Origin of the sequence: Enterobacter sp. MGH120 (assembly GCF_001037725.1) — a bacterium.
Lineage (GTDB): Bacteria > Pseudomonadota > Gammaproteobacteria > Enterobacterales > Enterobacteriaceae > Enterobacter > Enterobacter hormaechei_C.
The window spans coordinates 827016-850769 of sequence record NZ_KQ089940.1 but is presented as its reverse complement, the minus strand read 5'-3'; the positions used below and the strand labels follow the sequence as shown (position 1 = coordinate 850769).

Sequence of the window (23754 nt, the reverse complement as noted above, 5' to 3'; positions counted from 1 at the left end):
ATCCTGTGGATTACTTACCACGGGCTTCGATAACGGCCTGAGCAACGTTGTTCGGCGCATCATCATACTTCAGGAATTCCATAGTGTATGATGCACGACCTTTGGTCAGAGAACGCAGCTGAGTCGCATATCCGAACATTTCAGACAGCGGAACTTCAGCGTGGATCTTAACGCCAGTTACTTCGGATTCCTGACCACGCAGCATACCGCGACGACGGCTCAAGTCACCGATAACGTCACCGGTGTTCTCTTCAGGAGTTTCTACTTCAACCTTCATGATCGGCTCAAGCAGAACTGGTTTTGCTTTCTTAAAGCCTTCTTTAAAGGCAATAGACGCAGCCAGTTTAAACGCCAGTTCAGAGGAGTCAACGTCGTGGTAAGAACCGAAGTGCAGACGAACACCCATGTCTACAACCGGGTAACCAGCCAGAGGACCAGCTTTCAGCTGCTCCTGGATGCCTTTATCAACGGCAGGGATGTATTCGCCAGGAATTACACCACCTTTGATGTCATTGATGAACTCGTAACCTTTAGGGTTAGAGCCCGGCTCCAGTGGGTACATGTCGATCACAACGTGACCGTACTGACCGCGACCACCAGACTGCTTAGCGTGTTTACCTTCAACATCGGTAACTTTCGCGCGAATCGCTTCGCGGTAAGCAACCTGAGGTTTACCCACGTTCGCTTCAACGTTGAATTCACGCTTCATACGGTCAACGATGATGTCCAGGTGCAGTTCACCCATACCAGCGATGATGGTCTGGTTAGATTCTTCATCAGTCCATACGCGGAATGATGGGTCTTCTTTCGCCAGACGGCCCAGAGCCAGACCCATTTTTTCCTGGTCAGCTTTGGTTTTTGGTTCAACTGCGATGGAGATTACCGGCTCAGGGAATTCCATACGCTCCAGAATGATCGGGTGATCCGGGTCACACAGGGTGTCACCAGTGGTCACGTCTTTCAGACCGATAGCAGCAGCGATGTCGCCCGCACGAACTTCTTTGATCTCTTCACGTTTGTTAGCGTGCATCTGTACGATACGGCCAAAACGTTCACGCGCCGCTTTCACGGAGTTCAGGATGGTGTCACCGGAGTTAACCACACCAGAGTAAACGCGGAAGAAGGTCAGGTTACCTACGAATGGGTCGGTAGCAATTTTGAACGCCAGTGCAGAGAACGGCTCGTCATCACTTGCGTGACGCTCAGCCGGAGTATCTTTACCGTCGTCCAGGATGCCGTTGATCGCAGGAACGTCAACCGGGGATGGCAGGTAGTCAACTACCGCATCCAGCATCGCCTGAACACCTTTGTTCTTGAACGCAGAACCACAGGTTACCAGGATGATTTCGTTGTTCAGAACGCGCTGACGCAGAGCAGATTTGATCTCTTGCTCAGACAGTTCTTCACCACCCAGGTATTTCTCCATCAGCTCTTCAGAAGCTTCTGCTGCGGATTCGATCAGGTTCTGGTGCCATTCGTCAGCCAGGTCCTGCATCTCTGCCGGGATATCTTCGTATTCGAAGGTAACGCCCGCATCTGCTTCGTTCCAGTTGATGGCTTTCATTTTCACCAGGTCGATAACGCCGGTGAAACCTTCTTCAGCACCAATTGCCAGCTGAAGCGGAACAGGGTTCGCGCCCAGACGGGTTTTGATCTGGCCAACAACTTTCAGGAAGTTAGCACCCATACGGTCCATTTTGTTAACGAACGCGATGCGTGGAACTTTATATTTGTTTGCCTGACGCCATACGGTTTCAGACTGTGGCTGAACACCACCAACTGCGCAATAAACCATTACCGCGCCGTCAAGAACACGCATGGAACGTTCTACTTCGATGGTGAAGTCAACGTGCCCTGGGGTGTCGATGATGTTTACGCGATGCGGTTCGTACTGCTTAGCCATACCTGACCAGAATGCAGTAGTCGCTGCGGAGGTGATAGTAATACCACGCTCCTGCTCCTGTTCCATCCAGTCCATGGTGGCTGCGCCGTCATGAACTTCACCGATTTTATGGTTTACACCGGTGTAGAACAGAATACGTTCGGTAGTAGTGGTTTTACCGGCGTCGATGTGCGCACTGATACCGATGTTACGGTAGCGTGCGATGGGTGTTGTACGAGCCATTTGATTCCTCGTTTATATCTTTAGGCGTTCAGTTAAGTTACCCAGAGCGGGCGGCTTCTCTGAAGCGCCCGCCTGGTGACTACGACTCCGAAGGGATTACCAACGGTAGTGTGCGAACGCCTTGTTGGCTTCTGCCATACGGTGAACGTCTTCACGTTTCTTAACTGCGGTACCTTTGTTTTCCGCAGCATCAGAAAGTTCGTTCGCCAGACGCAGAGCCATGGATTTATCACCGCGTTTACGAGCAGCTTCAACGATCCAACGCATTGCCAGAGCATTACGACGAACCGGACGAACTTCAACTGGAACCTGATAAGTAGAACCACCAACGCGGCGAGACTTAACTTCTACAGTCGGGCGCACGTTGTCGAGAGCGACTTCGAAGGCTTCCAGTTCATTTTTACCAGAACGCTGAGCCAGGGTCTCCAGCGCGCTGTATACGATTGCTTCTGCGGTAGATTTTTTACCATCTACCATCAGGATATTTACAAATTTTGCCAGCAGTTCTGATCCGAATTTCGGATCTGGAAGAATTTTACGCTGACCAATGACGCGACGACGTGGCATGGGATTACTCCGTTGTTAATTCAGGATTGTCCAAAACTCTACGAGTTTAGTTTGACATTAAGATAAATCAGTTTGGCCTTACTTAACGGAGAACCATTAAGCCTTAGGACGCTTCACGCCGTACTTGGAGCGAGCCTGCTTACGGTCTTTAACACCTGAGCAGTCCAGCGCACCACGAACGGTGTGGTAACGAACACCCGGAAGGTCTTTAACACGACCGCCACGGATCAGGATCACGGAGTGCTCCTGAAGGTTGTGACCTTCACCACCGATGTAGGAAGTCACTTCGAAACCGTTAGTCAAACGCACACGGCATACTTTACGCAGTGCGGAGTTTGGTTTTTTAGGAGTGGTGGTATATACACGAGTACATACGCCACGTTTCTGCGGGCAGGCTTCCAGCGCAGGCACGTTGCTTTTTGCAACTTTGCGTGCACGTGGTTTGCGTACCAGCTGGTTAACTGTTGCCATTAAATAGCTCCTGGTTTTAGCTTTTGCTTCGTAAACACGTAATAAAACGACCTCATACAATATGAGGACGCGAAATTTTAGGGCTACGTCGAAAAGGTGTCAAGAAATATACAGCGATCTCAAATCACCAGTTCATTTGACTGGCGTGCGTCACAGTAAGATTGACGAAATCAGTATAGCCAACCACGTCAATTTTGGCTGAAATTTGACCAGAAAGACCCCGCGCATCCAGATCCTCTTTCAGCGCAGAGACTGTTATGGGGGCATTAGCGAGGATTTCAACAAAACGGCTGCCTTCAAGCGCCGCAAGCACGCCATCCTGAATCAGCAGCAGATCATCACCTTCGCGCAGCATGCTCAGTAACGTGTCGATATCGCATTGCCACGGTGAACGGCTCAGGGTATGGAGCATGACAGCCTCAGAAAGTCAGAACGGTATTGTAGTGAGAGAGTTGTTCGCGCAGCGCAGCAGATGTCAGGATCGTCACGTCCAGCACGAACGGTGTTTTCTCGTTTAACCCACGCGCGGCCAGCGAGTCGGCGCACACATAGAAGGTTTCAATGTCATAGAGCGGCAGAACTTTAAAGGTCGCAATGTAGTCGCGCGCAAGAATGGCCTGCGGTTGTTGGCCTGCCAGAAGCTGGAATACGCCATCGCCTAAAAAGAAGACGCCGATATCTTCGGTTAAAGCCGATGTCGCGAGCAATGCATCCAGCCCTTCCCGGCCTGAAGCGCTGCCATGCGGCGCAGAAGTAAAAACAAACGCTACGCGCTTCATCAAAATTGCACCACTCTGTCGCAGGACAACGCCGCCTGTGCCAAGGCACCCAGTCCGCTGAGCGAAAAGCCCGGTTGCAGGTTAGCCCCCGCCAGACCAAGGCGTTCGGCTTCGGTCACATCCGTCACGCCGCGACGCAGTGCCGCCGCGACGCAGATATGCAGGTCAACGCCCTGCGTTTCGTTTAATTTTTGCCAGGCGCGCACGAGGTCAAACTCATCGCTCGCCGGAGACGTAAACTGGTTCGCGTTATATACGCCTTCGCGATAAAAGAAGACGCTTGCCAGTTCATGACCGGCATCAAGCAGCGCATGGGCAAACTGTAGCGCGCTGCTGGCCTGCTGGGTACCGTACGCCGGGCCCGTCACCATTAACGCAAAACGCATTACTTGTCTTGTCCCAGGAAGTCGCCGCTTTTGAACTGGCGAATATAGAGGTAAACCGTGTGTTTGGAGATATTCAGGCGATCGGCCACCTGGTTGATGGCATCTTTGATATCAAAAATCCCTTTCTCATAGAGGTTCAGGACGATCTGACGATTCTTGGCGTTGTTGGATACGTTGCGATCGGCATTCACCTCTTCAATGGTGAACTCCAGCGTCTGGGTCACGAGATCCTCAACCGAAGAAGCAAAGTTCACCGATGAGCCCACGTCCGGCGTTTCGGGCGGGATGAAGGTGCTCATGATTTGCGAGAATGGCACATCAAGGTTCATGTTGATGCACAGCAAACCGATTACCCGGTGTTCGCGATTTCGAATCGCGATCGTTTCTGATTTCATCAGCACGCCACTTTTGGCGCGGGTGAAATAGCATTTTGAGACGCTGCTGTCCGCGCCGGTCATGTCATGCAACATACGCAATGCAAGGTCGGTTATTGGCGAACCAATTTTACGGCCAGTGTGCTCACCATTCGCAATGCGGATAGCGGAACACTTAAGATCTTGCAGGGAATGCAATACGATTTCGCAGTGGGAACCAATGAGCATCGCTAACCCGTCCACTACCGCTTCGTAGGATTTCAGAATATCGAAGTCGGTCTGGTCAAATGGACGTTGATCCAGCAAATCAAGTTCACTGGTTTCGTTGGTTAAAAGCGACCTGGACATGAAAAAAACACTCCTTTTCAGGAGCCTGTCGTTAGGTTTTCAGGGCAGGCTCATTATCTACACGGACAACTAAATTAATACAGCGTGTATAACGCTTTCCAGTGTTAATTATATCTGCCCCACAATAAAAAAACCGCCGCCTGTAAAGGCGGCGGTTTTTTTCAGCATTACTTCTTAGCTGCTGCGGCTTTGTCGTCAGCCGGTGCGTCTGTTTTCGCATCCGCTTTCGGCGCCGGTTTGATGTCCAGCAGTTCTACATCAAATACCAGCGTGGAGTTAGCCGGGATACCCGGAACGCCGGTTTTGCCGTAAGCCAGATCCGGTGGGATGACCAGCTTGATTTTACCGCCTTTCTTGATGTTCTTCAGGCCTTCGGTCCAGCCCGGGATCACACCATCCAGACGGAAGGAGAGAGGCTCACCGCGGGTATAAGAGTTATCGAACTCTTTACCGTCGATCAGCGTACCTTTGTAGTTCACCACAACGGTGTCGCTGTCTTTAGGCGCGTCGCCGGTACCTTCTTTCTCAACTTTATAGATCAGGCCAGTAGAAGACGTTTTAACGCCTTTCTCTTTAGCGAACTTGTCGCGGTAGGCTTTGCCTTTCGCTTCGTTATCTTTAGCGTCTGCTTCCATCTTGGTCTGAGCGGCGCCTTTCACGCGCGCTTCAAACGCTTGCAGAGTCTGCTCGATTTCCTGGTCAGACAGTTTGCTCTTGTCTGCGAACGCATCCTGAACCCCTGCGATCAGCTGGTTTTTGTCCAGTTTGATGCCCAGTTTCTCTTGTTCTTTCAGAGAGTTTTCCATGTAACGACCCAGAGACGCGCCAAGTGCGTAGGCGGATTTCTGGTCGTCATTTTTGAATGCCGCTTTGCTGTCTGTAGTCGCAGCAGGCTTCGCAGCAGTATCAGCAGCGAAAGACAGCGGCGCATTGAGCGCTACAGCCATAGTGGTCGCCAGCAGCGTAACTTTAAACAGTGATTTCATCCATATCTCCAGGACCTGAGGTCTCTCACCCCAGTGTTAAACGTAAATGAGTGACGTACTATAAAACGTTGCGGAAGAAATCTACAGACAGACTCCCCCGAATGTCGCTTCTTTTCAGACTATTTTTGTTTAAATAAGTTTCTTGTCAGGGAGATGGATACTGTACTTAAGGAAAAAGTCAGCTAAACTTCGCCGCCGCTGGTCCATTATGGCGAATGAGAGATAAACGAGGTGAATGATGAAGGATACAACGATCGAAGCGAGACTGGCTGAGCTGGAAAGCCGCCTGGCTTTTCAGGACATCACCATCGAAGAACTGAATCAGACCGTGACGGCCCATGAGCTTGAAATGGCAAAACTGCGCGATCACATGCGCCTGCTGACGGAAAAGCTGAAGGCCACGCAGCCGTCAAACATTGCCTCTCAGTCAGAAGAGACGCCACCACCTCATTATTGAGGCGTAAAAAAAGCGGGATTATCCCGCTTTTTTATTTTCCGGAGTACGGAATCAGTGGCAACCGCAGCCGCCGTTACCGCAACCACCTTTACCGTGGCCGTGGTCATGACCATGGTCGTGGCCGTGACCACCACAGCAGCCATCGTGGCCGTGATCGTGGTCATGATCGTGACCGTGCGCACCGTGAACGTGGCCATGAGCCAGCTCTTCTTCGGTCGCTTCACGGATCGCAACAACTTCTACGTTGAACTTCAGGTTCTGACCCGCCAGCATGTGGTTGCCGTCAACCACAACGTGGTCGTCTTCAACTTCAGTGATTTCAACCGGAACCGGACCCTGGTCAGTTTCCGCCAGGAAGCGCATGCCAACCTGCAACTCGTCGACGCCCATGAATACGTCTTTAGGAACGCGCTGAACCAGGTTGTCATCATACTGACCGTAAGCGTCGTTCGCGCCTACAGCAACGTCGAATTTGTCGCCAACTTCATGGCCTTCCAGCGCCGTTTCCAGGCCGGAAATCAGGGAACCGTGACCATGCAGGTAGTCCAGCGGCGCACTCACCGGAGACTCATCAACCAACACACCGTCTTCTGTACGTACCTGATAGGCCAGGCTGACCACCAGGTCTTTTGCTACTTTCATGATATCTCCTGAGCGTGGGAAAATTGCTGGCGCAGATTGTAGCGGAAATCTGCACCCGTGTACCCTTAAGCTTAAAAAAACTCAGAGCATATCGCTAGTCTGGATGAAAAATGCCGATCACTTGCTCTTCTTTGCGAACGTGATCGCGGGCTTCTTTATCGGCCTCACGCATCTGGTGACCGCACTTAACACATTCAACGATATCGATATTATTTTCACGCCACATGGCCAGCGTATCTTGCGCCTGGCAGGATGGGCATTTTGCGCCCGCGATAAAGCGTTTACGTACAGCCATCTTTCGTTACCCTTTATTCAAATTCATCCCAGCCGTCGAGCTGGCGTCGTTCCTGTTGCATCTCACGCTGGAAGATCTCCTCCAGTTCGCGACGCGCTTCCCGAACGCGGGAGATCTGCGCCGTGTCGCTGTGCACGGGCATCAGTTCACGCAGCATTCGCATATCCAGCCGGCGGAAATGCATCTGGGCGCGTTGCGCCTGGTGAGGATGCATACCCAGCGAAACCAGCGCCTTGCGTCCCAGCTCCAGCGCGCTGGAGAAGGTTTCGCGGGAGAAGTGTTTCACACCCGCCTGCAAAAGTTCGTGAGCCTCCACACGTCCACGCGCACGCGCCAGAATATGCAGATGCGGGAAATGCTGCTGGCACAGCTCCACCAGCTTCATCGTGTCTTCCGGATCGTTGCAGGTGATGACGATGGACTCCGCAGCCTCTGCCCCCGCCGAGCGCAACAGCTCAAGCTGCGTCGCATCGCCGTAGTACACCTTATAACCATATTTGCGCATCAGGTTGACGGCGCTGATATCGCGCTCCAGCACCGTAATGCGCATTTTATTCGCCATCAACAGGCGACCAATCACCTGTCCGAAGCGACCAAAGCCCACGACGATCACCTGCGGTTTATCATCTTCCACCCACGGCGCTTCGTCTTCATCGTCTGCGGGATTCAGGCGGCGCGACAGCAGTTTGTCCACCAGCTTCATCAGCAGCGGGGTGGTCATCATCGACAGCGTAACCGTCACCAGCAGCAGCGCCATCTGGTCATCTTTGAACAGCTTCTGAGACGACGCCGTGGAAAACAGCACAAACGCAAATTCTCCACCCTGGCTTAACACGCTGGAAAACTGCATTCTTTCCGAGCTGCGCAGCCCGTAAATCCTCGCGAGGAGATACAGCACCAGCGTTTTGACCGCCACCAGCACGGCGACACTCGCAATAACCCACAGCAGATGGGTATAGAGCACGCCAAGATTAAGCGCCATACCCACCGAGATAAAGAACAGCCCTAACAGCAGCCCCTTAAACGGATCGATGGCGGTCTCCAGCTCGTGGCGGTACTCGCTTTCCGCAAGCAGCACCCCGGCGATAAACGTCCCAAGCGCCATCGACAGCCCCAGCGCATCCATAAACAGCGCTGAGCCAAGCACCAGCAGCAGCGTTGCGGCGGTGAATACCTCGCGCACGCCGGATGCGGCAATAAACCGGAATACCGGACGCAGTAAAAACCGTCCGCCGATCAGCATCCCCGCGAAGGCCAGCACCTTCATGGAGATCTTCATCCAGTCGAAATGATCGTCTCCGGAGCCCGCCAGTAGCGGCACCAGCGCCAGCGCCGGGATCACCGCTAAATCCTGGAACAGCAGCACCGAAAAACCCAACTGCCCCGCCTCGTTGCGGTTCATCCCTTTGTCGCGCATCAGCTGAAGCGCCATCGCCGTCGACGACATCGCAAGACCGATCCCGCCAATCACCGCGGCCTGCCAGGAAAACTGCGTCAACATCAGCAGTCCCGCGAGAATGGCCGCGCTGAGTAACACCTGCGCCGCCCCGACGCCAAAAATAGATTGCCGCAGTTGCCACAGCTTGGCGGGGTTCAGCTCCAGCCCGATGATAAACATCAGGAAGACCACGCCCAGCTCGGAGAAGTGGAGAATTTCATCCACATCGCTGATAAATCCAAGCCCCCAGGGGCCAATGGCGATCCCTGCCAGCAAATAGCCCAGCACCGCGCCAATGCCGAGACGCGCAGCAAGCGGGACCGCGACGACGGCGGCAAACAGAAACAGCACCCCGGCAAGGAGTAAATTCGAACCGTCCATTAGCGTCCTCCCGCCGGAATCGGTGACGCCAGCCATTCGCCATAGGCCCTGGCATGGCTCGCCAGTGCTTTCGGATCCTGTCGCCGTGCCCAGTAGATAATAATCGGGCTCATCCAGTGCATACGGCACATCGCCGCCGTCAGCTCAAACGGCCGCAGAATGTCGCTCATGGGGTAACGGTTCAGCCCGTCGTGACGGTAAGCGCTTTCCGGCTCACCGGTGGTAATGACACTCCGCCAGTACTTTCCCGCCAGTTGGTTGCCCCCCACCCCGCTGGAGAAGCCCCGGCTCAGCACGCGGTCCAGCCACTCTTTGAGCAGCGCCGGACAGCTGTAGGTATAAAGCGGATGCTGGAACACAATCACGTCGTGCTGACGCAGCAGTTCCTGCTCGTAAGGAATATCGATAAAAAAATCAGGATAGTGCGCGTAGAGATCGTGCACCGTTACGTTACTGAGCTGTGTGGCCGGCTTAAGCAGCACCCGGTTCGCCACCGAGTCCTGTGATTCCGGATGGGCATACAGCAGCAGCACTTTCGCTGTCTGAGACATCACTCCCCTCCCGGTTCTGTTTTTGTGTATTGTTGTCGTTTTGGGCTACCATGGCGGCCCGGTGGGGAAAATGGCCCACACCTTACATTATCATAATGACAAATTAACATAGTCGGAACATACGGCGCTTCTATGATTGTTTTCTCCTCGTTACAAATTCGTCGCGGCGTGCGCGTCCTGCTGGATAACGCGACTGCTACCATCAACCCGGGCCAGAAAGTGGGGCTGGTCGGCAAAAACGGCTGCGGTAAATCCACCCTGCTGGCGCTGCTGAAAAACGAGATAAGCGCGGATGGCGGTAACTTTACCTTCCCGGGCAACTGGCAGCTCGCTTGGGTGAACCAGGAGACGCCCGCGCTGAGCGAACCCGCGCTCGACTATGTTATCGACGGCGATCGTGAATACCGCAAGCTCGAAGCGGAGCTCAACGCCGCCAACGAACGTAACGACGGCCACGCCATCGCCACCGTCCACGGCAAGCTGGACGCCATCGATGCCTGGACCATTCGCTCCCGTGCCTCCAGCCTGCTGCACGGTCTGGGTTTCAGCAACGAACAGCTTGAACGCCCGGTGAGCGATTTCTCGGGCGGCTGGCGCATGCGCCTTAACCTGGCCCAGGCGCTGATCTGCCGCTCCGACCTTTTGCTGCTCGATGAACCAACCAACCACCTCGATCTTGATGCGGTTATTTGGCTGGAGAAGTGGCTCAAGAGCTATCAGGGCACTCTGATTCTGATCTCTCACGACCGCGACTTCCTCGATCCGGTAGTTGATAAAATCATTCATATCGAACAGCAAAGCATGTTCGAATACACCGGCAACTACAGCTCTTTCGAGCGCCAGCGCGCGACGCGCCTTGCCCAGCAGCAGGCGATGTATGAAAGCCAGCAGCAGCGCGTGGCGCACCTGCAAAGCTTTGTGGATCGCTTCAAGGCCAAGGCGTCAAAAGCCAAGCAGGCGCAGAGCCGCATCAAGATGCTGGAACGCATGGAGATGATCGCCCCGGCGCACGTGGATAACCCGTTCCACTTCAGCTTCCGCGAGCCTGAAAGCCTGCCTAACCCGCTGCTGAAGATGGAGAAGGTCAGCGCGGGCTATGCCGAGCGCATTATTCTCGATTCCATCAAGCTCAACCTGGTGCCGGGTTCACGTATTGGTCTGCTGGGGCGCAACGGTGCCGGTAAATCGACGCTGATCAAACTGCTGGCGGGCGAGCTTAACCCGGTCAGCGGCGAAATCGGCCTGGCGAAGGGCATCAAGCTAGGCTACTTCGCCCAGCATCAGCTGGAATTTTTACGCGCGGATGAATCGCCGATCCAGCACCTGGCGCGCCTGGCGCCGCAGGAGATGGAGCAGAAACTGCGCGACTACCTCGGCGGCTTTGGCTTCCAGGGCGATAAGGTGACTGAAAACACCGAGCGCTTCTCCGGCGGCGAAAAGGCCCGTCTGGTGCTGGCGCTGATCGTCTGGCAGCGTCCAAACCTGCTGCTGCTTGATGAACCGACCAACCACCTCGATCTCGACATGCGCCAGGCGCTGACCGAAGCGCTGATAGAGTTCGAAGGGGCGCTGGTTGTCGTATCGCACGACCGCCACCTGATCCGCTCCACCACCGACGATCTCTACCTGGTGCACGGCGGCAAAGTGGAGCCGTTCGACGGCGATCTGGAAGATTATCAGCAGTGGCTGACGGACGTGCAGAAGCAGGAAAACCAGCCGGAAGAGTCAGCGAAAGACAACGCCAACAGCGCCCAGGCGCGTAAAGATCAGAAGCGCCGTGAAGCGGAAATGCGCACCCAGACGCAGCCGCTGCGTAAAGAGATTGCCCGTCTCGAAAAAGAGATGGAAAAGCTCAACGCCACGCTTGCTGCCGTCGAAGAGAAGCTGGGCGACAGCGAACTGTACGATCAGAGCCGCAAAGCGGAGCTGACGGACTGTCTGCAAACTCAGGCGAAAGCCAAATCCAGCCTCGAAGAGTGCGAAATGGCATGGCTGGACGCGCAGGAACAGCTGGAAGCGATGCTGCAAGCCGACTAACACGCCGGGAGGGTTATGGGCTTCGATACCACGAGCGAGATTACATTCCGTAAGCTCAGCATCTTCATGACGTTCATGGAGAAGGGCAATATCGCACGTACCGCCGAAACGCTCGGCCTGAGCGGTGTCAGCGTGCACCGCGCGCTGCATACCCTCGAAGAGAACGTCCGCTGCCCGCTCTTTGCTCACAAAGGGCGTAACCTGATTGCCCTCCCCTCCGCGTGGACGCTGCTGGAGTATTGTCAGGAGGTGATGCAGGTGATGGAGCGCGGGCTGGAAGAGTCGCGCAAGATCGCCGGTATCGGCCAGGGACGGTTGCGCGTCGGCACGCTCTACTCGCTGACGCTGGAAACCGTGCCGCGCCTGATAATGGGCATGAAGCTGCGCCGTCCGGATCTGGAGATGGATCTGACGATGGGCTCGAACGAAACCCTGCTCCATATGCTGGATGAGGGATCGCTGGATGCGATTTTAATCTCTATTTCCGAAAGCGATATCGACCGTAACAGCCTCGAAGTGCTTCCTCTGTTCCATGACGATATTTTCCTTGCCGCACCGGCCTCTGCCACGCTGAATACCAGCGGCCCCGCCGATCTGCGTGATTATAAAGATCAGAAGTTTGTCGCCCTCGCGGAAGGGTTCGCCACTTACGCCGGGTTTCAGGAAGCGTTTCATATCGCCGGTTTCGAGCCGGAGATTGTGACGCGCGTGAACGATATCTTCTCGATGCTGAGTCTGGTGCAGGCGGGGGTCGGGTTTACGCTGATGCCGGGCAGGATGAAGAAAGTGTATGAAAATTCGGTACAGCTACTGAAGCTGGCGCAGCCGTACCAGATGCAGCAGCTGATTGCGATCGTCTTTGCCCGCAACCGCGAGCAGGATCCGAGCCTGCGGGCATTGGCCGCGGAAGGGCGGATGTATGCGAGAAGTTTGCAGGATAGTGCCTGATGTTATTGCCCGGTGGCGGCTGCGCCTTACCGGGCCTACTCCCGAATTGTAGGCCCGGTAAGCGTAGCGCCACCGGGCTAAAAACTCATGCACGAAGCCGACCCGCCAGATGCACCGCCACGTCCACCCCGCTGCGCTCCAGCGAAATGGATTCACCTTCCCACGCCGCCTGCCGCGTCAGACAGGTCAGGATGCCCCCTGGCGGCATCTCAATCGCCAGCCGCGCTTCACGCTCGTTAGCGGAAATCACCGCCTCCTGCCAGCGCACGGTTCGCGCCATATTCATCGCCAGATCGTCGGCAATTTTCTCCGGCTGCCAGAGCACGCGTCCGGTACTGCCGCTCAGGTACGCACAGCGCGGACGTGAAAGCGTGACCGAATTAAATGCTGCCACCAGCTTCTGCGCCGGTTCCGCCAGCAGTTCACAGTGCGACGGTACGCTCACCGCCAGCCGCTTAGCCTTGCTCGCGCCTTTTGCCAGGGCGCGCTCCGCCACCTGCGCCATGCCGTCATCGGCTCCGGCAATCACGATCTGCGTTTCGGCGTTCAGGTTAGCAATATAGGTTCCTGTCCCCTGAATCAGGTTTTCCACCTGCGGCAGGGTCAACCCCATAATTGCCGTCAGGCCGTAGCCGTGAGGATACGCCTGCTCCATCAGATCGCCGCGCAACGCCACCAGCTTCAGCGCGTCCGTAAAGTCCAGCGCGCCGGCGATAACCGCCGCAGGATAAGCGCCAATGGACAGCCCGCTGACGATATCCGGCGACACGCCGCGACGTTCCAGCTCGCGCGCCCACGCCACGCCGGCAATCAACAGCGAAAGCTGAACCGCACGGGTGTGGGTTAACGAGCATGCGCTGTCCAGGGTATCGACTTCCGCCCCCAGCACAGCACGGGCCTGCTCCAGCTCCGTTCCCGGCAGGTTTTGCAGCATACCTTCATGCTGTGTGCCCTGCCCCGGAAAGGTAAACAGTATTTTCATTACTCCTCCCTGTGCCATGGATCCGCCACCAGGCGCGGTCCACATTGCGTTTTTAGCAGCGTTTTGCCGTCGCGTAACCATTCCGCCAGCGCGAATCCGCCCTCGGGCGTGTCCACCTGCGTATCCGCCCGGCACAACGCACGGCTGAGCTGAGCCTGCCAGCCAGTAAACGCCTCAGGGGAAACGGCACGCGGGGCGCGGATGAGCAGATCGAGATCGCTGTCGGCGTGGATCACCGGAATGCCGGTCGCCAGCGCGTAACCCGTACTGCCGGTTATCCCCCACGTCCACGGCCACGACTGCTGCGCAAGCTGAAGCGCCACCTGAACCGGCGGCTGAGTGATAAACGGCGAACGCAGCAGGTCGGCGGCAACGCTCAAATCTTCGGGCGACACCACGCGCAACACGTTCTCAGGCTTCACCCATCCGGCCGCCCGCTGGTCGCGGCGCAATCCGCGCACGCCAACGGGAATACGGCCTTCATTATCAACATCACGCCGCACCACTACCGGTAGTCCGGCATGCCAGGCCGCGTCCACCCAGGATTCGGTAATCCCTTCCAGGGCGTCGCGCGCGGTAAGCCAGATGAGGTCGTGTGGGCGTAATGTTGTGGTCATGATTACATTCCTGAAGTCAGCGAGATAAACAGCGGCAGCGACAGGATACACAGTACGGAGCTCAACAGCAGCACGGCTTCAGCATCCGGCGACTGCACGCCAAAGCGGTTACCGAACACCACGCCAAAGAAGCCCGCGGACAGCGCAATCATCAGGATGGCGGTGATCGCCACGGAGCCGTGCAGACCGAAGATTAAAACGATACCCCAGGCGATCGCTGGCTGGATCAGCAGCTTGGCGATAGTGGAAGTGATCACCATGGTGTTGATCTGAAGTTTACGCGCGGAGAGGATCACCCCGGTCAGGAACAGCGCCGCAGCGGTCGCAGACAGTCCCAGCGGTTTAATCGCCGCCAGTACCAGCTCCGGCATTTTGATGCCGATAGCGGACAGGATCACACCCAGCAGCGGGCCCATCACGATCGGTTTTTTAATGGAACGCCACATCAGCACCGGCAGCATGGAAAGCGTTGAACCCGAGTTATTGCCTTCGGCGCGGGCTTTCTCACGCTCCAGAATCAGCAGGCAGAACGGGGTCATCAACACTGAACCACAGGCGATGGAGACCGCCACGGACAGTGACGTTGAAGGGCCTTCGCCCAGCACGCTGCCCAGAATCGGCAGGCCAAGCGCCGCGTAGTTTGGCAGGGCGACGGTAAGCGTCAGCACGGCCGCATCCTGCGGGGATTTTTTAAACACTTTCGTCGCGAGGAAGTAGATGACCGCATAGGTGATCCACATCGCCAGGGTGAGCACCAGGATCAGCGGCGACTGCGCCACGATGCCGGTCCACGGGGTTTGCACGGTGGCGCTGAACAGCGCAGCCGGGAGTGCAAAATCCATCACGAAGATATTCAGCAGGGAAACATTTTTGTTATCGACCATCTTTGCCTTACCGGCCCAGAATCCCAGCAGCATGATGACGAAAATCGGTGCAAGAGCATGAACAATTACGTAAGTCATAAATCACCTGTAGTAAAAAAGTTTAAGCACTGGCGCGATGTTTATTATTTTCAGGATGCAGGTTCCCGCGTGGACGCAACGGGCGCGCCCACGGGGTGATGCATCTGGCAGGTCTCTTTTTACTTACCAGCTGGCTCGCATACGTTCACGTACGAGCGCCGAGCTGCGGCGGTTGTCAGCACCCAGACGGTTTTTCAACGTGGTGTCCTGACGAGCGTCGCTGATGGCCTGTTGCAGGGTGGTTTTCACCCGCGTCAGATCGCTTTCGGTAGGGGCATCCGGATTGCTGATATCCAGCAGGTCGGAAAGCAGCCCCAGCGTGGCGTAGTTGCTGATGTCATACGCCATTGGCGGAATGGTTGCAGCCAGTTTTTCCAGCGCCTCAACGGTACGCAGCGTAATGCGCGCCGCAGACTCTTTGCCCATGGCATGGATCAGCACGCCTTTATCGTTGAAGGCAATCAGACGGTTAGCCTGGTAGCCGTGCGCCAGAAACGCGCCGGACATGGCCTTACCGACGATAAGACCAATCACCGGATGACCCGCCAGCCGCGCATTAGCGTAGGCGGCAGCGGCGCCGGCCAGCGCCTGGTGGATACCAAACGCCTCTTCGCGACGGCCATAGGCCTGGCTTGGGACGTCGATTACCGCCACAATCGGGCGCTTCACGGCTTTATCTGCGTCGGCGGCGACGGTTTCGCTGACCACTTTTGCCAGCGTCCATCCTTCCAGCAGGCCGACTTCACCCTGCGCCGCGCGCGGGAAGTGGTTGTTGGCGTCCGGCACCACGGCGACAAAACGCACCGTTTCACCGTTTAGCTCGCCGTCTGCGGCCTGCACGGACGGGCATAACCCCTCCAGACGTTTCGCGTTCGGGGCCAGAGTTTCCAGCCAGAGTTCGCCACGGCTAATTGAGTTAGTCATCATTTCACCTCCCGGGCAAAAAGCGCTTTAATCTGTTCGGCATCGGCCTGTTTGCGGGTGTCGAAATTCGTCAGACGGTTCAGGTAATCGTCGTAGTTATCGGTGCGATGTTTCGCCGGTACGCCTTTGGCGATGGCGTCGTTCATCGCGGCTTTCACCGCGTTCACGCCGTCGCCCACCAGCGCGTCCACCAGCCCGCTTTCAAAGCGTACTTCGCCGCCGGTCATGCTCCAGATAAACGGACGGTCGCGGGAGTCATACTCTTCAATGCTCGCTTCCTGCTCGATAACCTGCGGACCGTTGAGGCCGAGCCGCGCTTCGCGGGTCACAATCAGGTAGCTGCACAGCGCCGCGGCGATAGACATCCCACCGAAGCAGCCCACGGTCCCGGCGACAATCCCGACGACCGGGGTATAGCGACGCAGGTCAACGATCGCGGCGTGGATATCGGCAATCGCCGCCAGGCCGAGGTTGGCTTCCTGCAAACGTACGCCGCCGGTTTCGAGGCACAGCACCGCCTGAGTCGGAATGCCGTTGCGGTTATCTTCCGCCGCCAGCTCCAGCGCTGCCGCCATTTTGGCGCCGGACACTTCGCCCATGCTGCCGCCCTGGAAGGTGCCTTCAATCGCCACCACCACCGCAGGCTGGCCGTTGATGGTCCCTTTCGCGACCACCATGCCGTCATCGGCCTGAGGAACAATCCCCTGTGGCCCAAGCCACGGAGAGATAATGCCTTCAAACGGATCCAGCAGTTCGCGGTAGCTGCCGTCGTCGAGCAGCGCCTGCGCACGCTGGCGCGCTTTTAATTCGATAAAGCTGCTGTCATCACGCATGGTTCACCCCTTCAAAAACCTGTTCGATACGAATGCGTGCCACGCCCGGCGTCGCGCCGAAGTCGTGGATGGTCAGCTTACCTGCGGGCAGGCTGCTGACGGTTTGCAGGCGGTTGAACAATGCCTCCCAGCGCCCGCGGCTGTTGTCGACGGAGGTGGTGATATCAATGGTTAAGGTCTGGCCCGGTTCGGCGGTGAAAAGCACCTCCATATCCCCGGAACCGACGACCCCTGCCAGCGCCCTGCCGCTTACTTCGCGGCTGGCGGGCACGGTCAATGTGATTTTTTCCATAACATCCTCTTAATGCTTTGAATAGGGCGTTTCGGCGCGGTCAAGAAACAGCGTGGCGGCAAGCAGGTCTGCGGCTCCGCCCGGCGAGGCGTTAAGCGCCAGCATCTGACGGTCTAACCGCGCCAGCGCCTGCTGCCCCGCGAGGGTTGCGCATCCTCCGGCGTTCAGCACCGCACCGGCGCCGCTCTGCATGGCGTCCAGCCCCTCCATGCCGGCGCGCGACAGCACGCAGGTGTCGGTGAGCGAGGTCATGATCGCCATCAGCGCGTCGAGTCTGGCCTGCGTTTCGCTGCTGCCGTTGAGACGGCTGAGGCGAAGCTGCGGCAGCGCGCGCTGCATAACGTGCGGAAACGCCTGCTGAGCCTCTTCACGCGCGCCCGGTACACGGTAGCGGTGCGTGACGCGTAACCCCTTGCTGAACACTTTCGGCGCCGCGTCATCCGGCAGCTTCGCCAGCTGAGCGGCGGTGTTCGCGACGGTTTGCGCCCGGGCATCGCCGCCCAGCATCGCCACCGCGCTCACCAGCAATCCCAGCGCCCAGATCGCGCCACGGTGCGTGTTCACGCCGTCGGTAGCGGCCATCATCTGCCGTTCACCTTCGCGACCCAGGCGGCCAACGGTTTGCCTGAGGGCAATATCCGCCGGACGCTGCCAGCTCTGCTGCGCCAGCGCCTGAAACGTGGGGGTCAGGCTGTGAGCGGAGCGCTCCATCAGCGCAAGCGATAAATCGTGGTGCGCGCCGTTCCCCCGGCTGTCCACCAGACCGGGCTTCGGGCTTAAACGTGCTTCGTCAATCAGACACTGCGTGGCGGTTCGCGCCAGCCATTCGGCACCGCCTTCAACCTGGATCTGGGGCAGAAGTTTCATTACCAGCTCCGGAATTTCGCAGGTGGGTTGTAAAGACCGCCGGACCATTCCACCAGGTCCGCGACGCTACCGGCCGCCAGCAGCGAACGGGTGGCATCGGTGCGGCGAATGCCCATATCTTCCGGATACACAACCTTGCCGCTCTGGCGCAGTTCCGCCACGCGTTTGGCGTCAACGCCCAGACCGATATCGGTGATACCCGCCACGGCGGCGACCATGGCGCGACGCTCTTCCAGATCTTTCGCCCGGTAGAGGTAAGCAATCCCCTCTTCCGTCAGCACGTGGGTGACGTCATCGCCGTAAATCATGACCGGCGCCAGCGGCATACCAGAGGCTTTCGCGACCTCAACGGCGTCGAGTTTTTCCACGAAGGTTGGCTTCACGCCCGCCTGGAAGGTTTCCACCATCTGCACAACCAGCTTTTTACCGCGCTGCATCGGGTCAGGCTCGGTGATCATGTTCAGCCAGGCCGGTGTGGCGTGGCGACGACCGTGCGGATCGTGGCCCATGTTTGGCGCGCCGCCGAAGCCGGAAAGACGGCCGCGAGTCACGGTTGAGGAGTTAGCGTAACCGTCGACCTGTAGCGTGGAGCCGATAAACATATCGACCGCGTACTGACCTGCCAGCTGACAGAAGGCGCGGTTAGAGCGCATGGAGCCGTCGGCACCGGTAAAGAACACGTCAGGACGGGCGCGGATGTACTCTTCCATTCCCAGCTCGCCGCCGAAGCAGTGGACGCTCTCCACCCAGCCGCTTTCGATGGCCGGGATCAGCGTTGGATGCGGGTTCAGGGTCCAGTGTTTACAGATTTTGCCTTTGAGTCCGAGCTGTTCGCCGTAGGTTGGCAGCAGCAGCTCGATCGCTGCGGTGTTAAAGCCAATCCCGTGGTTCAGGGACTGCACCTGGTGTTCAGCGTAGATGCCTTTAATCGCCATCATCGCCATCAGGATGTGTTCCTGTTTGATCAGGCGCGGGTCACGGGTGAAGAGCGGTTCGATAAAGAACGGCTTATCGGCAACCACCACAAAATCAATCCACGAGCCCGGAATATCCACACGCGGCAGGTCGCACTCGTCGTCCACCAGCTCGTTTACCTGCGCGATGACGATGCCGTCATGGAACGCGGCGGCTTCCACCAGCGCCGGAGTATCTTCGGTACTCGCCCCGGTATAGAGGTTGCCTTTGCGGTCCGCTTTAAAACCGGCAATCAGCGCCACGTTTGGCGATAGGTCGACGTATAAACGTGAGTAGAGTTCGATGTAGGTGTGAATCGCCCCGATTTCGAGCTGACCATCCTCCAGCAGTTGGGAGATTCGCAGGCTTTGCGTACCGGAGAAGGAGAAGTCCAGCTTGCGGGCGATGCCTTTCTCAAAGATGTCCAGATGTTCGCTGCGGCCCACGCTCGGCATGATCATATGCAGATCGTGCACGATTTGCGGGTTCACTTCCGCCAGTGAACGGGAAAGGAAATCCGCCTGCTTCTGGTTGTTGCCTTCCAGAACGACTTTGTCGCCTGGTGCGATCAGTTTTTCCAGCATGGCGACAAGATCGCCGGTTGGCAGTACCTTGCCCTGCACCGGTACGGACGCCAGACGACGCGCTTTCTCACTGCGTCGGGTGTTCCATTGCCGGGTGGGTGTTTGCCCAGATAACATTATTAACCTCCTGATTCAGCACATCATTCTGATTTGCTTAACGTTGAGTAAAGTGTGCGCTCTGGTGAGAAAGGCATCAATTAAGCGTAGAGCCAAATCATTAGCCTGAGAGTAATAATCAAGGTAAATATTTGTGATCGGGATCAGTTCATGTTTCGGAAAAACGGGCTAAACGGGGTACAATTCGGAAGGTATAGTTAATTTCTGACAAGAATCAGCATCGCCCTTATGACCCAAATCATTCCCTCAGACTTCGACATTGCAGCCGAAGAGAGCGCAGAGTTCGTGCCCATGCGCGGTGTGGCTAACCCTCACCTGCAAACCATGCTGCCGCGCCTGATCCGCCGCAAGGTACAGTTCACCCCGCACTGGCAACGGCTGGATTTGCCGGATGGCGATTTTTTGGATCTCGCCTGGAGCGAAGATCCGGATCGGGCCAGACATAAACCCCGTCTGGTGGTGTTTCACGGTCTGGAAGGCAGCCTGCACAGCCCTTACGCACACGGTCTCATTGAGGCGGCGAAAGCCCGCGGCTGGCTTGGGGTAGTGATGCATTTTCGCGGATGCAGCGGCGAGCCTAATCGTCAGAAACGTATTTATCACTCGGGTGAAACCGAGGACGGTACCTGGTTCCTGCGCTGGCTAAGAGACAATTTCGGCGAGGCGCCAACGGCAGCGGTGGGGTATTCGCTGGGCGGCAATATGCTGGCCTGCCTGCTGGCGAAGGAGAGCGACGCCGTACCGCTGGATGCGGCGGTGATCGTCTCTGCGCCCTTTATGCTGGAGCAGTGCAGCTATCATATGGAAAAGGGGTTTTCGCGAGTGTACCAGCGCTACCTGCTCAACCTGCTGAAAGCCAACGCCGCGCGCAAGCTGAAGGCCTATCCGGATACGCTGCCTGTGACGCTGCAACAGCTCAAACGCGTGAAGCGCCTGCGCGAGTTTGATGATTTGATCACCTCGAAAATTCACGGCTTTGCCGATGCGATTGACTATTACCGTCAGTGCAGCGCCATGCCTTTACTGAACCAAATCACGAAACCTACGCTGATTATCCACGCCAAAGATGATCCGTTTATGGATCATCACTCGATTCCGGCGCCCGATCATCTGCCGGCCAACGTGGAGTATCAGCTCACCCAATTCGGGGGACACGTCGGCTTTGTCGGCGGCACGCTGCGTCGGCCAAAAATGTGGCTTGAGACGCGTATTCCCGACTGGTTAACGGCTTATCTGGACGGTAAATAATGATTATTCCCTGGCAGGATCTCTCTCCCGACACGCTCGATAATCTGATTGAAAGCTTTGTCTTGCGCGAAGGCACCGATTATGGTGAACATGAACGTTCGCTTGAACAAAAGGTCAACGATGTTAAGCGCCAGCTTAAAAGCGGCGACGTGGTGCTGGTATGGTCCGAACTGCATGAGACGGTCAATATCATGCCACGCAACGCGTTTCACGGCTGATCTTTACACTTTTCCAGTCAGGGAGTTGCTATGTCTGCCAGACATCCGGTTATTGCCGTTACGGGTTCGAGTGGGGCGGGAACCACTACCACCAGCCTCGCCTTCCGCAAGATCTTCGCCCAGCTTAACTTACGGGCGGCAGAGGTAGAAGGCGACAGCTTTCACCGCTACACGCGCCCGGAGATGGATATGGCCATCCGCAAAGCGCGCGATCTGGGTAAACACATCAGCTACTTCGGCCCGGAGGCGAATGACTTCGGCCTGCTGGAGCAAACCTTCCGTGAATACGGGCAAAGCGGTACCGGGCAGTCCCGCAAGTATCTCCACACCTACGATGAAGCCGTGCCCTGGAACCAGGTCCCCGGCACGTTCACGCCCTGGCAGCCGCTGCCGGAACCGACTGACGTGCTGTTTTACGAAGGATTGCACGGCGGCGTGGTGACGCCTCAGCACGACGTGGCGCGCCACGTGGATTTTCTGGTGGGGGTGGTGCCGATTGTTAACCTTGAGTGGATCCAGAAGCTGACGCGTGACATGAGCGAGCGCGGCCATTCGCGAGAGGCGGTCATGGACTCGGTGGTGCGCTCCATGGAAGATTACATCAACTTCCTGACGCCGCAGTTCTCCCGAACCCACATTAACTTCCAGCGCGTCCCCACCGTGGACACCTCCAACCCGTTCGCTGCAAAAAGCATCCCTTCCCTGGACGAGAGCTTTGTGGTGATCCACTTCCGCAACCTGGAAGGCATTGATTACCCCTGGCTGCTGGCGATGCTACAGGGTTCGTTTATTTCGCACATGAATACGTTAGTGGTGCCCGGGGGAAAAATGGGGCTGGCAATGGAGCTGATCATGACACCGCTGGTGCAGCGGCTGATGGAAGGAAAGCAGATCGCGTGACGCCTGTTGCCGGATGGCGCTTCGCTTATCCGGCCTACGGGCGTGCTTTTGTAGGGCGGGTCAGCGCAGCGCCACCCGCCAAAAAATTAAGCCGCGATCACTTCATACGAATGGGTGATTTTTACCGCTTTCTCCAGCATTAGCGCCACAGAGCAGTATTTCTCCGCAGACAGGTCAACCGCACGCGAGACCGCCGCATCCTTCAGTTCTTTGCCGGTGACGATAAAGTGCAGATTAATATGCGTGAACAGGCGTGGCGCCTCTTCGCGACGTTCTGACGTCAGCTTCACTTCACAATCGGTCACGTCATGACGGCCTTTTTGCAGGATCGACACCACGTCGATCGCACTGCATCCGCCTGCCGCCATCAGCACCATTTCCATTGGGCTTGGCGCTTTATCGCCGGAGTTGCCATCCATCAAAACCTGGTGCCCGGAAGCAGACTCGCCCAGGAACGTTAACCCTTCAACCCATTTCACACGCGCTTGCATATTCACTCACTCCAACGTTGCATTTTTTATGACAGATTACGTGTACGTTACATTTCTCGCAACGGAAGGCGACCTGCGTCATGCTGAAGCGAGACACCAGGAGACACGCGGCGAAAGCTATGCTAAAACACTCTGGATGCTACAGTAATACATTGACGTTACACATGTATGCAGAGGACATCAAACTTTACTGGCTGCGAAACGTTACGACAGCCGACTTCCCAGGTATGGGTAAGAATTCGATTGCAACCCCAGAGTCCGGATGCATCTTATGACTCTGGTGACAGCTTATAACAGAGGATAACAGCGCATGGTGCTTGGCAAACCGCAAACAGACCCGACTCTCGAATGGTTCTTGTCTCATTGCCACATTCATAAGTACCCATCAAAGAGCACGCTGATTCACCAGGGTGAAAAAGCGGAAACGTTGTATTACATCGTTAAAGGCTCGGTGGCCGTGCTGATCAAAGATGAAGAAGGGAAAGAGATGATCCTTTCTTATCTGAACCAGGGCGATTTTATCGGTGAACTGGGCCTGTTTGAAGAAGGCCAGGAACGTAGCGCCTGGGTTCGTGCAAAAACAGCATGTGAAGTGGCTGAAATTTCTTACAAGAAATTCCGTCAGCTGATTCAGGTCAACCCTGACATCCTGATGCGTCTTTCTTCCCAGATGGCACGCCGTCTGCAAGTGACCTCTGAGAAGGTGGGTAACCTCGCCTTCCTGGACGTGACCGGTCGTATCGCGCAGACGCTGTTGAACCTGGCGAAACAGCCAGACGCCATGACCCACCCTGACGGTATGCAAATTAAAATTACCCGTCAGGAAATCGGTCAGATCGTCGGCTGCTCCCGTGAAACAGTGGGCCGTATCCTGAAGATGCTGGAAGACCAGAACCTGATCTCTGCCCACGGTAAAACTATCGTGGTCTACGGAACCCGTTAATTTCGGTCAAACGGCGTGCCGCCGCAGGGTGGCACGC

Annotated in this window: 28 protein-coding genes; 7 read left to right on the top strand and 21 right to left on the bottom strand. The window is 56.6% G+C overall.

Annotated elements, in window-relative coordinates:
- Positions 1-10: 10 nt before the first annotated feature.
- The 8 genes from fusA to fkpA form a co-directional block, all read right to left on the bottom strand.
- Positions 11-2125, bottom strand: a complete 2115-nt coding sequence (gene fusA / locus SK54_RS03935) for an elongation factor G (RefSeq protein ID WP_006812195.1) — start codon at positions 2123-2125, stop codon at positions 11-13.
- 96 nt (positions 2126-2221) lie between these two features.
- Positions 2222-2692 (bottom strand): 30S ribosomal protein S7, encoded by a 471-nt coding sequence (gene rpsG, locus SK54_RS03930; protein ID WP_003861706.1) that lies wholly within the window; start codon positions 2690-2692, stop codon positions 2222-2224.
- A gap of 96 nt (positions 2693-2788) precedes the next feature.
- Complete coding sequence (gene rpsL, locus SK54_RS03925; protein ID WP_000246815.1) at positions 2789-3163, bottom strand: 30S ribosomal protein S12; 375 nt, start codon at positions 3161-3163, stop codon at positions 2789-2791.
- Between the two features lie 124 nt (positions 3164-3287).
- Positions 3288-3575, bottom strand: coding sequence for a sulfurtransferase complex subunit TusB (tusB, locus tag SK54_RS03920; protein WP_015571409.1), 288 nt, complete (start codon positions 3573-3575; stop codon positions 3288-3290).
- Between the two features lie 7 nt (positions 3576-3582).
- Complete coding sequence (gene tusC / locus SK54_RS03915; protein ID WP_032649699.1) at positions 3583-3942, bottom strand: sulfurtransferase complex subunit TusC; 360 nt, start codon at positions 3940-3942, stop codon at positions 3583-3585.
- Positions 3942-4328, bottom strand: a complete 387-nt coding sequence (tusD, locus tag SK54_RS03910) for a sulfurtransferase complex subunit TusD (RefSeq protein ID WP_048246781.1) — start codon at positions 4326-4328, stop codon at positions 3942-3944. The genes tusC and tusD overlap by 1 nt, the downstream gene beginning before the upstream one ends.
- A complete protein-coding gene (locus tag SK54_RS03905) occupies positions 4328-5050 on the bottom strand; it encodes a helix-turn-helix transcriptional regulator (RefSeq protein ID WP_003861697.1) in 723 nt (240 codons plus the stop codon). The genes tusD and SK54_RS03905 overlap by 1 nt, the downstream gene beginning before the upstream one ends.
- 167 nt (positions 5051-5217) lie before the next feature.
- Entirely contained in the window at positions 5218-6036 is an 819-nt protein-coding gene (gene fkpA / locus SK54_RS03900; RefSeq protein ID WP_003861695.1) for an FKBP-type peptidyl-prolyl cis-trans isomerase, read from the bottom strand.
- A gap of 238 nt (positions 6037-6274) precedes the next feature.
- Here fkpA and SK54_RS03895 point away from each other — a divergent pair, with 238 nt between their 5' ends.
- Positions 6275-6493, top strand: a complete 219-nt coding sequence (locus SK54_RS03895) for a protein SlyX (RefSeq protein WP_003861693.1) — start codon at positions 6275-6277, stop codon at positions 6491-6493.
- 51 nt (positions 6494-6544) lie between these two features.
- Here the strand turns inward: SK54_RS03895 and slyD are convergent, their stop codons facing one another.
- The 4 genes from slyD to kefG all read right to left on the bottom strand — a co-directional run bounded on the left by slyD (position 6545) and on the right by kefG (position 9800).
- On the bottom strand, positions 6545-7135 hold the full coding sequence (slyD, locus tag SK54_RS03890) for a peptidylprolyl isomerase (protein WP_003861691.1): 591 nt from the start codon (positions 7133-7135) through the stop codon (positions 6545-6547).
- 94 nt (positions 7136-7229) lie between these two features.
- Positions 7230-7430: a YheV family putative zinc ribbon protein gene (locus tag SK54_RS03885; RefSeq protein WP_003861689.1), complete on the bottom strand. Its 201-nt coding sequence runs from the start codon at positions 7428-7430 to the stop codon at positions 7230-7232.
- Positions 7431-7443: 13 nt separating this feature from the next.
- The gene (kefB, locus tag SK54_RS03880; protein ID WP_032103994.1) at positions 7444-9249 is read right to left on the bottom strand and encodes a glutathione-regulated potassium-efflux system protein KefB; all 1806 of its coding nucleotides are present in this window, start codon (positions 9247-9249) and stop codon (positions 7444-7446) included.
- Entirely contained in the window at positions 9249-9800 is a 552-nt protein-coding gene (kefG, locus tag SK54_RS03875; protein WP_003861686.1) for a glutathione-regulated potassium-efflux system ancillary protein KefG, read from the bottom strand. The genes kefB and kefG overlap by 1 nt, the downstream gene beginning before the upstream one ends.
- A gap of 132 nt (positions 9801-9932) precedes the next feature.
- Here kefG and SK54_RS03870 point away from each other — a divergent pair, with 132 nt between their 5' ends.
- Both SK54_RS03870 and SK54_RS03865 read left to right on the top strand, forming a co-directional pair.
- Positions 9933-11837 carry an ABC transporter ATP-binding protein gene (locus SK54_RS03870; RefSeq protein WP_039269632.1) on the top strand — a complete coding sequence of 635 codons (1905 nt, stop codon included), beginning with the start codon at positions 9933-9935 and terminating at the stop codon, positions 11835-11837.
- Positions 11838-11852: 15 nt separating this feature from the next.
- On the top strand, positions 11853-12785 hold the full coding sequence (locus SK54_RS03865) for a LysR substrate-binding domain-containing protein (RefSeq protein WP_017384171.1): 933 nt from the start codon (positions 11853-11855) through the stop codon (positions 12783-12785).
- 85 nt (positions 12786-12870) lie between these two features.
- Here the strand turns inward: SK54_RS03865 and mdcH are convergent, their stop codons facing one another.
- From mdcH to mdcA, 8 genes are all read right to left on the bottom strand, one after another.
- A complete protein-coding gene (mdcH, locus tag SK54_RS03860; RefSeq protein ID WP_017693877.1) occupies positions 12871-13767 on the bottom strand; it encodes a malonate decarboxylase subunit epsilon in 897 nt (298 codons plus the stop codon).
- Positions 13767-14384 (bottom strand): malonate decarboxylase holo-ACP synthase, encoded by a 618-nt coding sequence (locus SK54_RS03855; RefSeq protein ID WP_017693876.1) that lies wholly within the window; start codon positions 14382-14384, stop codon positions 13767-13769. Before SK54_RS03855 ends, mdcH begins: the two co-directional genes overlap by 1 nt.
- A 2-nt stretch (positions 14385-14386) precedes the next feature.
- The gene (locus SK54_RS03850; protein WP_000222846.1) at positions 14387-15346 is read right to left on the bottom strand and encodes an AEC family transporter; all 960 of its coding nucleotides are present in this window, start codon (positions 15344-15346) and stop codon (positions 14387-14389) included.
- 123 nt (positions 15347-15469) lie between these two features.
- Positions 15470-16270 carry a biotin-independent malonate decarboxylase subunit gamma gene (gene mdcE / locus SK54_RS03845; protein WP_032104009.1) on the bottom strand — a complete coding sequence of 267 codons (801 nt, stop codon included), beginning with the start codon at positions 16268-16270 and terminating at the stop codon, positions 15470-15472.
- Positions 16270-17103 (bottom strand): biotin-independent malonate decarboxylase subunit beta, encoded by an 834-nt coding sequence (locus SK54_RS03840; protein ID WP_039269630.1) that lies wholly within the window; start codon positions 17101-17103, stop codon positions 16270-16272. Before SK54_RS03840 ends, mdcE begins: the two co-directional genes overlap by 1 nt.
- On the bottom strand, positions 17096-17395 hold the full coding sequence (mdcC, locus tag SK54_RS03835) for a malonate decarboxylase acyl carrier protein (protein WP_000411786.1): 300 nt from the start codon (positions 17393-17395) through the stop codon (positions 17096-17098). Before mdcC ends, SK54_RS03840 begins: the two co-directional genes overlap by 8 nt.
- A gap of 9 nt (positions 17396-17404) precedes the next feature.
- The gene (locus tag SK54_RS03830; protein ID WP_039269629.1) at positions 17405-18262 is read right to left on the bottom strand and encodes a triphosphoribosyl-dephospho-CoA synthase; all 858 of its coding nucleotides are present in this window, start codon (positions 18260-18262) and stop codon (positions 17405-17407) included.
- Complete coding sequence (mdcA, locus tag SK54_RS03825; RefSeq protein ID WP_015571421.1) at positions 18262-19917, bottom strand: malonate decarboxylase subunit alpha; 1656 nt, start codon at positions 19915-19917, stop codon at positions 18262-18264. The genes SK54_RS03830 and mdcA overlap by 1 nt, the downstream gene beginning before the upstream one ends.
- Positions 19918-20145: 228 nt before the next feature.
- On the opposite strand from mdcA, the gene SK54_RS03815 reads away from it, so the two are divergent.
- The 3 genes from SK54_RS03815 to SK54_RS03805 are packed head-to-tail and all read left to right on the top strand — an operon-like array spanning position 20146 to position 22283.
- The gene (locus SK54_RS03815) at positions 20146-21165 is read left to right on the top strand and encodes a hydrolase (RefSeq protein WP_017693875.1); all 1020 of its coding nucleotides are present in this window, start codon (positions 20146-20148) and stop codon (positions 21163-21165) included.
- Positions 21165-21383 carry a YheU family protein gene (locus tag SK54_RS03810; RefSeq protein ID WP_014171926.1) on the top strand — a complete coding sequence of 73 codons (219 nt, stop codon included), beginning with the start codon at positions 21165-21167 and terminating at the stop codon, positions 21381-21383. The genes SK54_RS03815 and SK54_RS03810 overlap by 1 nt, the downstream gene beginning before the upstream one ends.
- Positions 21384-21413: 30 nt before the next feature.
- Positions 21414-22283 (top strand): phosphoribulokinase, encoded by an 870-nt coding sequence (locus tag SK54_RS03805; RefSeq protein ID WP_048246779.1) that lies wholly within the window; start codon positions 21414-21416, stop codon positions 22281-22283.
- Positions 22284-22369: 86 nt separating this feature from the next.
- Here the strand turns inward: SK54_RS03805 and SK54_RS03800 are convergent, their stop codons facing one another.
- Complete coding sequence (locus SK54_RS03800; protein ID WP_015571423.1) at positions 22370-22774, bottom strand: OsmC family protein; 405 nt, start codon at positions 22772-22774, stop codon at positions 22370-22372.
- Between the two features lie 310 nt (positions 22775-23084).
- Here SK54_RS03800 and crp point away from each other — a divergent pair, with 310 nt between their 5' ends.
- Complete coding sequence (crp, locus tag SK54_RS03795; RefSeq protein ID WP_000242758.1) at positions 23085-23717, top strand: cAMP-activated global transcriptional regulator CRP; 633 nt, start codon at positions 23085-23087, stop codon at positions 23715-23717.
- Positions 23718-23754: the final 37 nt, after the last annotated feature.